The 12,875-nt window shown below is 71.0% G+C and carries 11 protein-coding genes and 1 pseudogene; 2 read left to right on the plus strand and 10 right to left on the minus strand.

The window, feature by feature from the left end:
* Positions 1-107: 107 nt before the first annotated feature.
* The 4 genes from fxsA to ACWGDB_RS35680 form a co-directional block, all read right to left on the minus strand.
* Positions 108-662 carry an FxsA family membrane protein gene (gene fxsA, locus ACWGDB_RS35665; protein ID WP_453826259.1) on the minus strand — a complete coding sequence of 185 codons (555 nt, stop codon included), beginning with the start codon at positions 660-662 and terminating at the stop codon, positions 108-110.
* Positions 663-715: 53 nt separating this feature from the next.
* Positions 716-1,528, minus strand: a complete 813-nt coding sequence (locus ACWGDB_RS35670) for a polyprenol monophosphomannose synthase (protein WP_383612960.1) — start codon at positions 1,526-1,528, stop codon at positions 716-718.
* A gap of 559 nt (positions 1,529-2,087) precedes the next feature.
* Positions 2,088-3,692: an amidohydrolase gene (locus ACWGDB_RS35675; RefSeq protein ID WP_453826260.1), complete on the minus strand. Its 1,605-nt coding sequence runs from the start codon at positions 3,690-3,692 to the stop codon at positions 2,088-2,090.
* Positions 3,693-3,738: 46 nt separating this feature from the next.
* On the minus strand, positions 3,739-4,179 hold the full coding sequence (locus ACWGDB_RS35680; RefSeq protein ID WP_453826261.1) for an Lrp/AsnC family transcriptional regulator: 441 nt from the start codon (positions 4,177-4,179) through the stop codon (positions 3,739-3,741).
* Between the two features lie 268 nt (positions 4,180-4,447).
* Between ACWGDB_RS35680 and ACWGDB_RS35685 the strand changes: the two genes are divergently transcribed.
* Positions 4,448-4,882 carry a hypothetical protein gene (locus ACWGDB_RS35685; RefSeq protein WP_453826262.1) on the plus strand — a complete coding sequence of 145 codons (435 nt, stop codon included), beginning with the start codon at positions 4,448-4,450 and terminating at the stop codon, positions 4,880-4,882.
* Positions 4,883-4,919: 37 nt separating this feature from the next.
* Here the strand turns inward: ACWGDB_RS35685 and ACWGDB_RS35690 are convergent.
* The 3 genes and pseudogenes from ACWGDB_RS35690 to ACWGDB_RS35700 all read right to left on the minus strand — a co-directional run bounded on the left by ACWGDB_RS35690 (position 4,920) and on the right by ACWGDB_RS35700 (position 8,661).
* Positions 4,920-6,022, minus strand: a pseudogene (locus tag ACWGDB_RS35690) (phosphotransferase family protein).
* A gap of 12 nt (positions 6,023-6,034) precedes the next feature.
* The gene (locus tag ACWGDB_RS35695; RefSeq protein ID WP_453826263.1) at positions 6,035-7,138 is read right to left on the minus strand and encodes a hypothetical protein; all 1,104 of its coding nucleotides are present in this window, start codon (positions 7,136-7,138) and stop codon (positions 6,035-6,037) included.
* A 350-nt stretch (positions 7,139-7,488) separates the two neighbouring features.
* Positions 7,489-8,661, minus strand: coding sequence for an acyl-CoA dehydrogenase family protein (locus ACWGDB_RS35700; protein ID WP_453826264.1), 1,173 nt, complete (start codon positions 8,659-8,661; stop codon positions 7,489-7,491).
* Between the two features lie 338 nt (positions 8,662-8,999).
* Between ACWGDB_RS35700 and ACWGDB_RS35705 the strand changes: the two genes are divergently transcribed.
* The gene (locus ACWGDB_RS35705; protein ID WP_453826265.1) at positions 9,000-10,241 is read left to right on the plus strand and encodes a glycoside hydrolase family 18 protein; all 1,242 of its coding nucleotides are present in this window, start codon (positions 9,000-9,002) and stop codon (positions 10,239-10,241) included.
* Positions 10,242-10,309: 68 nt separating this feature from the next.
* Here ACWGDB_RS35705 and ACWGDB_RS35710 read toward each other — a convergent pair whose 3' ends face one another.
* The 3 genes from ACWGDB_RS35710 to ACWGDB_RS35720 form a co-directional block, all read right to left on the minus strand.
* Positions 10,310-10,969, minus strand: a complete 660-nt coding sequence (locus ACWGDB_RS35710) for a TetR/AcrR family transcriptional regulator (RefSeq protein WP_453826266.1) — start codon at positions 10,967-10,969, stop codon at positions 10,310-10,312.
* A gap of 147 nt (positions 10,970-11,116) precedes the next feature.
* On the minus strand, positions 11,117-11,257 hold the full coding sequence (locus ACWGDB_RS35715; protein WP_453826267.1) for an SCO1431 family membrane protein: 141 nt from the start codon (positions 11,255-11,257) through the stop codon (positions 11,117-11,119).
* A gap of 62 nt (positions 11,258-11,319) precedes the next feature.
* On the minus strand, positions 11,320-12,681 hold the full coding sequence (locus ACWGDB_RS35720; RefSeq protein WP_453826268.1) for a peptidase C39 family protein: 1,362 nt from the start codon (positions 12,679-12,681) through the stop codon (positions 11,320-11,322).
* Between the last annotated feature and the right edge of the window lie 194 nt (positions 12,682-12,875).

Below are 12,875 nucleotides of genomic sequence, written 5' to 3' on the forward strand. Positions count from 1 at the left end.
GCACCTGCGGTTCTGTGCGTTCCTCCTCGACGAGGTCGAACAAGTTCGACGAGAGCCGGACAAGGAAATCCGGGGGCTTCGCCCCCGGATCACCTCAGTCGCTCAGCTCACTTGCTCAGCGGCGGCCTCGGCCCCTGCGGGGCATCACCGGGCTCGTCCCTGATGACCTCACCCTGCACGACCTTGCCGTCGGGCCGGTGCATACGGGCCTGCTGGAAGGCGTCGCCGAACGAACCCGGGCCCGCCTCACGCAGCTTTCGGTCGAAGGTCCGCTCCGCGTAGCCGCTCAGGGCCTTCTGGACCGGCGGGATCAGCAGGATCAGGCCCAGCGCGTCCGAGATCAGGCCCGGCAGCATGATCAGCAGGCCGCCGAGCATCATCAGGCCGTTGCCACCGCCGCGCTCCGGGGTGCCGCCGCGCTGCAGCGCCTCGTTCAGCGCCTGGAAGGCGCGTCGCCCCGCCCGCTTGATGACCACCGAGCCCAGCACGAGACCGGCGAGCAGCAGCAGGAACACCGTGAGCCCGCCCGCCACGTCCGCGACCACGGTCAGCAGCCAGATCTCCAGCACCAGCCAGGCGGCGATACCCAGCGGCAGGAAGGTGCGCAGCCGGGAGCGACGGGGCCGGGTGGGATAGGTGGGGGGCGGAGCGCCAGTCGTCATGCACCCAGTGTGCCTGGCCACGGCTCAGAGCGGGATAAGAGGAGGACGGGCCGCTACGACGGTCGCGACGGCGGCGACGACTTCGTGCGGTCCAGCAGCTTGCCCACCCGCTCCCGCGCACCCCACGACGTGACCCGCCACAGCGCCTCGACGAGGATGTCGCGGCTCATCTTCGAGTCACCGAGCTCGCGCTCGACGAAGGTGATCGGCACCTCGACGACATGGAAGCCGGCCTTGACCGCGCGGCGCGCGAGGTCGACCTGGAAGCAGTAGCCCTGGGAGGCGACGTCGTCGAGGCCGAGGCCCTCGAGGGTCTCTCGGCGGAAGGCGCGGTAGCCGCCCGTGATGTCGCGCAGGGGCAGGTCCAGGGCGACCCGGGAGTAGAGGCTGCCGCCGCGGGAGATGAACTCGCGGGACTTGGGCCAGTTCACGACCCGGCCGCCGGGTACCCAGCGGGAGCCGAGGACCAGGTCGGCGCCCTTGAGGGCGGTCAGCAGACGGGGCAGTTCCTCGGGCTGGTGGGAGCCGTCGGCGTCCATCTCGACCAGGACGCCGTAACCGTTCTCCATGCCCCAGTGGAAGCCCGCGAGATACGCGGCGCCGAGGCCCTCCTTGCCCTTGCGGTGCAGGACCTGGACGTGGTCGTCCTCGGCGGCCAGTTCGTCCGCGAGCTTGCCGGTGCCGTCGGGGCTGTTGTCGTCTGCCACGAGCACATGCGCTTCGGGGACCGCCTTGCGGACCCGGCCGACGATGCTCTTGATGTTCTCCGCCTCGTTGTAGGTCGGAATGATCACCAACGCCGTGCCGAGCGGGCCGAACCGCTTCCCCCGGTCATGAGCCGCGAGGGTCCCGTCGCCGTCGTTCACTGCTGCCCCTTCACATCCGTACGCAGACGTCCACCATAGTGGGCGCGGCCTGCGCTGACGTGACAGCACGTTCGTATGGCGGTGTCGATTCCGCAAGAGCCGGGTAGGCCTGGGTTTTTGGCGCATCCGTAGGCCGGGGCAACGCCTCCTGCGGATGGGGGCCCGGCGCCCTTCGGGCCGACCTGGGGCCCGCTGGCTGCGGGTCGACCGAAAGCCGTTGTCTACTGAGCGCCCGGGCCCCACCCGGGTCACACCTCCCCGACCGGCCGGAACGTTCCGTCGTCGCCGCGCGGGCACTGAGCCTGGCTCCCAGTGACGGTGCCCCGGTACGGCACACCGTCCCTGACCCAGCGGCGTTGCGACGGGTTCCCGGAAGTTCCGCGGTTTCCCGGTCGGGCGTCCGGTGGTGGACTCGGCCGAACCTACCGGCCCCGGGCCTCCGCCTGTCAACAGCCGTTTGACCTGCGTAAATTCGCCCAATTCGCTGGTCAGCGCAGAGGATGCGCAGGTCGCGCGACGGGGCGGAGCGGATCGATCCGGTTCGCGCCACCCCGGGAGATCACTCGCCCGGCCGTACGAAGACCGTTCGTCCGCCCACAACCGTGCTCAGGCAGGTCGGGAGTTCCCGGCCGGGGGTCAGGTCGGGCAGGCCGGGGGTGCCGGAGCGGGGGTCGGTGGACCAGCGCGCGACCCGGTCGTCGGGGGCCTGGACCACCAGTTCTTCGGTGCTCCACACGGCGTAGTCGGCGGGCGCTCCCGGCACCAGGACTCCCGCGTCGTCGCGCCCGATCGCCCGCCAGCCGCCGCGCGTGTGCGCCGTGAAGGCGGCGCGCACGGACACCTGGTGCTCGGGCGTGTGATGGAACGCGGCCGCGCGGACCGTGCCCCAGGGGTCGAGGGGCGTGACGGGACTGTCGGAGCCGAAGGCGAGGGGTACGCCGGCGCGCAGCAGGGCCGCGAAGGGGTTCAGTGAGCGGGCGCGTTCGGCGCCCAGGCGCTGGGCGTACATGCCCTCCTCGCCGCCCCACAGCGCATCGAACGCGGGCTGCACCGATGCGGTCAGACCCAGCTCGGCGAAGGCGGCGATGGTGTCGGGGCTGAGCATCTCGGCGTGCTCGACGCGATGACGGGCGGCGCGGATGCGGGCGAGCCCGAGCTTCTCGGCGGCGGCGCGGACGCCCTCGACCACCGCGGTCACTGCGGCGTCGCCGATCGCGTGGAAGCCCGCCTGGAGGCCGGCCTCGGTGCAGGCGGCGACGTGGACGGCGACGGCAGCCGCGTCCAGGTAGGCGGTGCCGGTATGGGCCGCGTCGGCGTACGGCTGGTGCAGACAGGCGGTGTGGGAGCCGAGCGCGCCGTCGACGAACAGGTCACCGGCCGCGCCGATCGCACCCAGCTCCCGCGCCTTGTCGACGTCCTGCTCCGCCCAGTAGCCGACGACCCGCGGCCCGGCTTCCTCCGCGGCGAGCCGTAGCAGGCCGGTGAAGTCGTCCTCGGAAGAGATGTCCGGCCCGCCGCACTCGTGGACGGTGCCGATTCCGAGGGACGTGGCGTGGGCGAGGGCGGCGCGCTGGGCCTCGGTGCGCTGGGCGGAGGTGAGGGCGGCCAGCGCGGTGGCGCGCACGGCGTGGTGGGCGCCGGCGACGAGCGGGGCGTCCGCCGCGCCGACGTCGCCGGGCGTCATGTCCAGCAGGGCCGTGGTGACGACCGCCGAGTGGACGTCGATGCGGGAGAGATACAGGGGGCGGCCACCGGTGGCCTCGTCGAGCTCGGCACGCGTCGGCGGACGACCGCCGGGCCAGCGCGAGGCGTCCCAGCCGTGACCGAGCAGTACCCGGTCGTGCGGCCGGGCGGCGGCGAAGGCACGCACCAGGGCGAGGGCCGCCTCCAGGGAGGGTGCGCCGGACAGGTCGAGGCCGGTGAGGGCGAGGCCCGTGGCGGTGCTGTGCACATGCGCATCGGTGAACGCGGGCGTGACCAGAGCACCGTCCAGATCGACGACCTCGTCCACACCGTCCGCGAAGGCATCGGCGGCCCCCTCGGAGCCGACCCAGGCGACCTGTCCGCGCTCGACGACCATCGCGGTGGCGAAGGGATCGGCGGGGCTGTGGACTTCTCCGCGGCGGAGAAGGACGGTCTTCGGTTCGGCGCTGCGCTCACTCATGGAGAACAGTCTCGCGCCTCGCGCCGACCGCCCCGGACAGGGGGCACTAGATCTTGGGCGGCCGAGCCTCATAGGGCGTGGACAACACCACGGTGGTCCGCGTCGAAACCCCGGCCAGCGACCGCAGCCGGGCCAGCAGCTCCTCCAGCTCGTGCGGCGTGGCCACACGGACCTTCAGGATGTAGTTCTCGTCGCCGGCGACGCTGTGACAGGCCTCGATCTCGGGAACCCCGGCCAGTCGCTCCGCGATGTCGTCGGGGGCGCTGGGGTCGAACGGTTTCACCGAGATGAACGCGGTCATGGGCAGCCCCACCGCCTCGGAGTCCACGACCGCGGCATAGCCACGGATGACGCCGCGCTGCTCGAGCCGGCGCACCCGCTGGTGCACGGCAGACGTGGACAGGCCCGTGGCCTTGCCCAGGTCGGTGTAGCTCATCCGCCCGTCTTTGACGAGCAGCTGCACGATTTGTCGGTCCAGCTCCTCCATGGCGCAAGAACCTACAGTGCGGCTGATCTCCCCGGATACCCGAGCAGCCCAGGTCATGCCCGGTTTGTGATGTCTCCGAGAGGCTGCCGTGAGCCGACCGAGGGACAAACCGGCCGCCGCGGGCACCTGCGAGCGGCATGTGACGAACGCCACAGGCCCCGAACAGGCTCCGTGATGTTCTCGTGATTACCGCCGAGACCGGACGGGAAGTGCTTGCTGTGGTCGAGGCCGCAGTGCCTTCACGGCCCAGCCCGAGGGGGAGAACCCAATGCAGAGTCTTAAGCGCCCTGGTCGTACCGCACCCAAGCGGCTCCAGCCGGTCGACGAACCCGCTCCGGAGGGCGTCGAACCCGACGCCTTCGACGACGAGCTCGACGCGTACGACACCTTCGAGATGTACCGGGTGATCTGCCCGGACTGCGCGCAGCCCATCGCCCTGCTGGCGGACGAGGAGGTTCTGCCGGAGCACGCGCTGTGCGCCTCTCCGTGGAACCCGTTCGGCCTCACGGTCTGCGTCGGCACCGGCCGCAGGGCCGCCGAGGCCCGCTCCGCGGACGAGTCGGAGGAGCCCCACGAGCAGGACACCGCCCTGCTGTTGACGCTCCCTCAGGGGCTGGACTGGCGGACCCAGCCCTTCTCGCACGTCGGGGGCCCGGGCTCGCGTCCCATCAGGGTCCCGGACATGCGGCGTCAGGCCGCCTGAGCGCATAACGCCGCGCGCGGCGGGACCGCCGCATCGCTCACTTCCAGTAGCTGCCCTGCACCATGGCTCGCAGGCTGCCGTGGTGCAGGATCAGTGTGTCCGGGTCCGCCGGGACGGCGACTTCGCCGAAGTAGGCCTGGCGGTAGGCGATCCGCAGCATGACGACGGCGTGCCGCAGGGCGGCGTACAGCGTGTGGAAGTCCATGTCGCGTGGTGTGTGACCGGTGAGGTCGGCGTAGCGGGCCTCCACGCGTTCGCGGCGCAGGAAGTCGGGCAGTCCGCGCTGCCCGAAGGCGACCGTCAGGTCCTGGAAGAAGCGGTGCAGATAGACGGTCCAGCCGAGGTCGACCTCGCGCGGGGCGAGTGCCGCCATCTCCCAGTCGAGCACGGCGGCGGGCTCGAAACCGTCGTAGATGACGTTCCCGATGCGCGCGTCGCCCCAGTTGAGCACGGGTGCGCCCGGATCACTCGGCACAGCTCCTCCAGGCGGTCGAACGCGTCCTCGATGAGCGGTGAGCGGGCGAGTCCGTCGACCACCCATTCGTAGTAGGCACGTTGGGCCGTGACATGCCTCCGCAGTGCGTCACCCTCGCCCGGGAGGGTGAGGAACTCGGTTTCCTGCGACGGGACTTGGTCGTGCAGCCGGGCCAGCAACCCGATGGTGGCCCCTTCCAGCCGCTCGCGCTCCTCGTCGCTCGCGGCATGCAGCCAGTTGCCCTCGTAGGTGTACGGCATGACGTCCGGCGGCACCCGCCCTTCGACGCGCTCCATGACGAAGAAGGGCGCCCCCAGCGGGCCGGGGTCCTCCTCCAGCCACAGCGCCCTCGGCACGGGCAGATCCGTGTGCTCGGCGACGACACGCAAGGTCCGGTACTGGCGCGGCATGTCGTACACCGGGAAGACGGTGTACGCCGCCGGGTCCGCCGCGAGCCGCAACGCGCAGGCGCGCACCGGTGTTTCGGGGTGTTCGATGTCGAAGAGCAGGGTCTCGCTGGACATGCCGTTGGACTCGGGTGCCGTGACGCCGACCGCCTTGGCTCCCGGCAGTCGGGTGCCGAGCCACGCGGTGAGACGGCGGGTGATCTCCTCCGGATCGCGGGTGGTGGTGCGCGGGCGGGGCCGGGGTGCCGTGGCTGCCATGCTGCAAACCCCCTACGGTGCGACCGACTTGAAGTCCGCGAACCCGCTCGGGTCGTGCCGTCCGAACGAGCCGTGCTCGAAGATGCCGTGGCCGACCCGGCCGTCCAGCCGGAAGCGCGCGGCGTGATCGGTGACGCCGTACGCGGCGAGCGGGTGGGCCTCGGTGAGGTCGTAGGTGCGCCGGTCGGTCCATCCGCGCCCGCGCCACATGCCGTGCTGCCAGTCGTCCGCGGGCGGGTAGCCGGCGCCGATGGCGAGCGGGGAGGAGGTGAGGACCTCCACCTCGAGCTCCTGCGGCTTGCGGATGTCGCCGAGGTGGATGAGGGCGCGTTCCGGGTGGCGGGTGCCCGGGCGGTAGCCGATCTCGGCCTGGGGCCAGCCCAGTTGGCGGTCGCGTCGGCCGGGGCGGACCATCGTCGCCTCGCTCAGCGAGCGATGTCCGTCGGCGTCCTCCTGCACGATCACCATCAGGAACCGGTCCTCGAAACGCACCGGGCACCAGATCCAGTGGAAGCCCTCGGTCGGGTGCTCCTCGGCGAACCGCCCGCCCTCCTCGCCGGGCAGAGGGCGCACACCCCAGCTGCGGTCGCGGGTGCCGGTCCACTCGGTGGGTGTGACGCGGAATTCCGCACCCCCCGCGCGCACGACACCCTGCACGCCGCCCGCCTGCACGAAGCGGCGCCCTTCGAGGGTGAGCCGGTCGCCGCGGCGCTGGAGGTGGTGCGGTTCCCAGAGGGCCGGGAAGTCGGCGGTCCAGGTGATGTCGTACGACAACTCGACGTCGTCGCACGTCAGTCGCAGGCGGCGCAGGGGTTCCGCGACCTCGATGCGCAGCGGTCCGACGGCGAGCCGCATGCGGTCCTCGCCGAGCGCGTCCGAGGCGCGCACCGCGTGCAGCGTGTCGCCCACCCGCAGGGTCGCGTAGGCGTCGATCACGCCGGCGTTCGGGTAGACCCCGAGTCCGAGGATGAGCAGGGCACGCCCCTCGTGGTCGAGGACGTGGAAGATGCAGCGGTCGTAGGCGTTGCGGTCGCTGGTCGCGACGTACCTCATGGACAGCGGCACCTGGTGCACCGGGTACTCGTCGAGCGGTACGGGGCGGTGGTCGTCGGCCATGGCTGACCTCCCTGGCGGCGGCTGGGCTGACGGTACGTCAGGCAGCCGTACGTGGCCAGAGAGTGGGCCGGACGTCCGTGAACTCACGCCCGATTTCGGCGAGCGGTGACTTGTCCGGCCGCCTCCGCGTTGCCCTGGTATGCCCCCCACCTATTCGGCGACCGGACCGCAGCGCCGCATCTTCGTTCCGCGGCCCGCAGGAACGCTTGCGCCGGCGCCTCCGCAGCAGCCGGATCCGCCCATCTACCGCGAGCTGATGCGCACCTGGGCCGACCGTGGCCGCACCCTGCCCGGGCACCACGACCCGGAGTGGATCCGGCTCGCGGCGCCGCAGGTCAAGCGTGGTCAGTTCAGCGTTCCTCGGGACCTGCTAGGTGACGGGCGATGACCATCCGCTGAATCTGGTTGGTGCCCTCGACGATCTGCAGGACCTTGGCCTCGCGCATGTAACGCTCGGCCGGGAAGTCGGCGGTGTAGCCGTACCCGCCGAGGATCTGGACGGCGTCGGTGGTGACCTTCATCGCCGTGTCGGTGCAGTGCAGCTTGGCCATGGCCGCCTGCTTGGCGAAAGGCCGGCCCGCGTCGCGCAGCCGTGCCGCCGCCAGGTACAGCGCGCGCCCGGCCTCGATCTGCGTCGCCATGTCGGCGATCATGAACCGCAGGCCCTGGAAGTCGGCGATCGGCTTGCCGAACTGCCGGCGCTCGGTCGCGTAGGCCACCGCCTCGTCGAGTGCCGCCTGGGCCACTCCGATCGCGCAGGCCGCGATGCCGAGCCGCCCGGAGTCCAGCGCGGACAGGGCGATGGCGAAGCCCTGGCCCTCGTCGCCGATGCGCCGCTCGTCGCCGACCCGGACCCCGTCGAAGTGGACCTGGGCCGTGGGCGAGCCCTTCATCCCCATCTTCTTCTCCGGTGCGGCCGCACTCAGCCCCTGAGCGTCGCCGGGCACGAGGAAGGCGGTGATTCCGCGTGGGCCGTCCTCGCCGGTGCGCGCGAGGACCGTGTAGAAGTCGGCGATGCCGCCGTGCGTGATCCAGGCCTTGGTGCCGGTGATCACCCAGTCGTCGCCGTCGCGGACCGCCTTGGTGCGCAGGGAGGCCGCGTCCGAGCCCGCCGCCGGTTCCGACAGGCAGTACGCGCCGAGCAGTCCGCCGCCGAGCATCGCGGACAGGTGCTCGACCTGCTGCTGCTTGGTGCCGTAGGCGGCCAGGGAGTAGGAGGCCAGGGTGTGCACGCTGGCGCCGAGGCCCACGGTGAGGCGGACCGCGGCGAGCTCCTCGAGGACCTGGAGGTAGACCTCGTAGGGCTGGTCGCCGCCGCCGTACTCGACGTCGTAGGGCAGGCCGAGGAGTCCCGATTCCGAGAGCAGGGTGAAGACCTCGCGCGGGAAGCGTCCGGCATCCTCCTCCTCGGCCGCCTTCGGGGCGATCTCGCGCTGCGCGATGTCGCGGACGAGCGAGATCAGATCCCGGGCCTCGTCCGTGGGCAGTTGACGGTCCACCGGCTGCGGGGCGCGGTCGGGCATGTCGACGATCCTCCCTGTCGGGCACGTCGGCGGACATACGCCTTGGGTGGGGCGGCTCCGCCGGGTCTCACTGGTGCCGGTCCGATGCTCGCAATTTCCGGGTCTCGAAAGCTGCTGAACAGCGGCTGTGCGCTGTGAGTATGCCCGATCGGAGGCAACCGGTCACCAGTTAACGACCGCTCACTCCAAGAAGTATCCAGCAAGTTATCCGCGGCACCGAAATTGGTCCGAACCATTGACGTACTGGTCTAGTCCTCCTACCTTGGCGGAGCAGTTCACATCATCGCGTTCATGCCAATCGGCCCAGCTCCCCTCTCCCCCACGGAGGAGACACCCCGATGCTCACTTCGCACCGCCCCCGCGTCCGGTTCCGGGCGCTCGTGTCCGCCGCGTGCGCGGCCGTCCTCGGCGCCGGGCTGCTAGCCGGCGCAGGCACCGCCACGGCCGAACCCGCCCCCTCGGCGCCGAGACTCGCCGCCGGCTCCAAGGTCGTCGGCTACTTCACCGAATGGGGCACGTACGACCGCAAGTACTACGTCAAGAACATCGAGACGTCCGGCTCCGCGGCCAAGCTGACCCACATCAACTACGCCTTCGGCAATGTCACCGGCGGCAAGTGCGCGATGGGCGACAACTACGCCGCGACCGAACGCACCTACACCGCGGCCGAGTCCGTGGACGGCGTCGCCGACACCTGGGACCAGCCGCTGCGGGGCAACTTCAACCAGCTGCGCGAGCTCAAGAAGAAGCACCCGGGCCTGAAGGTCCTGTGGTCCTTCGGTGGCTGGACCTGGTCGAACGGCTTCGGTGAGGCGGCCCGCAACCCCGCCGCGTTCGCGCAGTCCTGCTACGACCTGGTCGAGAACTCCAAATGGGCCGACGTCTTCGACGGCATCGACATCGACTGGGAGTACCCGAACGCCTGCGGCGCCACCTGTGACACCAGCGGACGGGAGGCCTTCAAGAACCTGATGTCGGCGGTGCGCGCCAAGTTCGGCTCCGGCAACCTGGTCACCGCGGCGATCACGGCCGACGCCACGAGCGGCGGCAAGATCGACGCGGCGAACTACGCGGGCGCGGCGCAGTACGTCGACTGGTACAACCCGATGACGTACGACTTCTTCGGGGCCTGGGACGCGACCGGCCCGACGGCTCCGCACTCCGCGCTGAACTCGTACTCCGGCATCCCGAAGACCGGCTTCCACACCTCGGCGACCATCGCCAAGCTCAAGGGCCTCGGCATCCCGTCGTCCAAGCTGCTGCTCGGCATCGGCTTCTACGGCCGTGGCTGGACGGGCGTCACACAGTCGGCGCCCGGCGGCACGGCGACCGGGGCGGCCGCAGGCACCTACGAGGCGGGCATCGAGGACTACAAGGTCCTCAAGACCAAGTGCCCGGCGACCGGGACGGTGGGCGGCACCGCGTACGCCAAGTGCGGGAGCAACTGGTGGAGTTACGACACCCCCGCGACCATCGCGTCGAAGATGACGTACAAGAACCAGCAGGGGCTGGGCGGAACGTTCTTCTGGGAGCTGAGCGGGGACACGACGGGCGGTGAGCTGATCAAGGCGATCAACTAGCCGGTCGCACGGGGGGCCAGGGGCGGAGGACCACGAGACCTCCGCCCCTTGTCGTGGGCGCGGCCGGGTCAGCCGTCGCGGCGGGCCGGCTCCGGTGCCGGGTAGGCGGGGTCCATCTCCTCGATGGCGCGCATGGCGCCGCCCAGGGTCTTCACCAGCAGGTCGCGCATGGTGTCGCGGGGCAGCTCGGGGCGGTCGATCCAGTCGAGAGTGGCTCCCTCGACGCTGCACACCCAGGCGAGCAGGCCCATCCGGGCCAGGGGGGCGATGTCGGTACGACCGTACGCACCCTCGGACAGGGTCGCCACGATCGCCGCGCGCACGCCGTCCCGGATGGCGTGCACCTCGGTGTCGAAGCCGACGCCGCCGCTGACGATGGTGCGGTAGGCGGCCTGGTTGTGCTCGGCGTAGCGGAGGTAGCTGTCGATGGTGCGGTGGACGCGGTCCACCGGCTGCAGCTCGAGGCCGCTCGCGGCGAAGGTGACCAGGTCGGCGACGGAGTCCTGAATGATCGCGAGGTAGTAGCCGCGCTTGGACTGGAAGTAGTAGTAGATGAGCCCCTTGGCGACATGGGCCTGCCGGGCGATGTCGTCCATGGAGAGCGCGTCATACGACGTGTCGGCGAACAGCTTCCGCCCGATGACGATGAGTTCGGCACGGCGCGCCATCGAGCGCTCGGTGCCGCGGGCCCGGGGGCGGGCCGCGTCGCGCTGCTGACTGATATTCAATTTCGACCCTGTTATCCAACGGGCGGCGGGACATCCGCAGTATGGCAGAGGCACGCCAGCTGCTCGTTCGAGTCTGATCGGCTTTGATGAAGCCGCTCTACAGCAGAGTCGGTAAATGTCCGGCCAAAGATGCCTGTGTGTGTCAAGTCACAGCAGGCCGAGCTGCGTGACCAGCATCGCGACGACCACGACGAGGGTCCAGCCCAGGACGTGCTCGAGAATCTTCGGGCCGTCTTCCTTGGGGCCGCCGGTACGGACGCGGGTGGCGGTGGCTGAGTGCGCGGTCATAGGCCCACCCTGCCACCGCGAACGCGACATGCGGCGGAGAGGTTGCTCACAGCACAACCCGCTCAGCGCACCCCCACCGCCGCGAGCGCCGCGCGCTGGCTCGGGGTCGGACGCGCCGGGAAGTAGAGGTAGCACACACCGCCGGTGCCGGAGACGACCTTGCCGTCGGCGTTGTACCGCTTGGTCCGCAGCCAGATGTTCTCCCACTCACGCCGCTTGTAGACGCGCCGCACCGCCTCGTTGCTCGGTGAGTTCGGGTCGTTGGCGATCACGTCGCCGTCGGCGGTGAAGCCGATGACGGTCATCAGATGGCCGGCCGTGCCGTACCCGGCCCCGGTCAGCTCCTCCTTCAGGAAGGACTGGGACGTTATGGCCGGGATGCCGGCCGCGATCAGCCGCTCCAGATCGGTGAGCGAGCGGAGCCGGGTGACGACGCCCTGCATGTCCCTGAAGGTGGCCGCGTAGGCGGCGTTGAACGGCCAGTTCCCGCAGCCCTCGTACTGGTAGTCGAACGTGTACCGGGCCGCGTGGCAGACCTGCGGGTCGGCGAACGCCGGGTCGACCCAGGCCAGCTGCTCCTGGGTGAGCCGACCGCCCCAGTACTCGACGATCATCTGCGAGGAGGTGGGGCTGCACCAGGCCTCGCCGCCGTTGTCGTACTCGGGGTACTGGCCGACGTGGGTCTCCTGCGAGTAGCGCGGGACGGTCAGCTCCCGGGCGCGGCCGGGTGTGGAGGCCGGGACGGTGAAGCGGTCGGGGACGTCGGAGCCCATCGCGCCGACCCGCCAGACCTTGGGGGTGATCTTCGTGCCGGGCTTGCGGTAGAGGGTCAGCCGCAGCCGGTAGGAGGCCAGGCGCAGCCCGGAGGCCGGGTCGTCGATGGCGAACGTGTCCGTCCAGACGCTGCTCTTGTCGTCGCTCTGGTCGTCGACCGAGGTCCGCCGGATGTCCTGGTCGCCGGCGGCCCAGCGGCCCAGCACGTACCAGGGGGTGGCGGTGCCGTCCGAGTACGTCCCCCGCAGTTCGATCCCGAGCCAGCTGCCGTCGGGGGTGTGCGCGTTCCAGGAGGCGATCGCCTCGGTCGCGGGGACGGTGAGCCGGTGGACGGGGGACGTCCAGGTCGCGTACTCCCAGCGGGCGGTCCTGCCGGTGTGCGGGTCCGTGTAGTCGGTGGTGCCCGCGGCCTTGGCGATCACGATGCCGGGGCGGGCGCCGGCGACGGCCCGGGTGCCCCGGGCTGCGCCGCTGTGCCAGTCGGCGTACGAGGTCCAGAACCGGTTGTCGACGGTGCGGGCCGGGGCGGAGGCCAGGTCCTTGGCCTCGGGGCGGACGTCGGCCACCGCGGAGCCGGCGCTGCCGGTGACGGCTGCGGCGACCGCGGCCGCCAGAACGATTCTGCGGGACGGCTGTTCGGCTCTGCTCATGGGCGGAAGAACCCCCAGGTGTCCGAGTCGGGCGGGTCCGGTGCACGTTTGTCCGCCAACTATGACCGCGGGCGCCTTCGTCTGCCAGCACTTGGCGCATGGCGCGCCCCACCAATATTGGTGTCGACCAGTGGCATGAGCCGAGGCCGGTCGCCTGGCCCCCCCCCCCCCCCCCCCCCCCCCCCCCCCCCCGC

Source organism: Streptomyces sp. NPDC055013 (assembly GCF_053608645.1).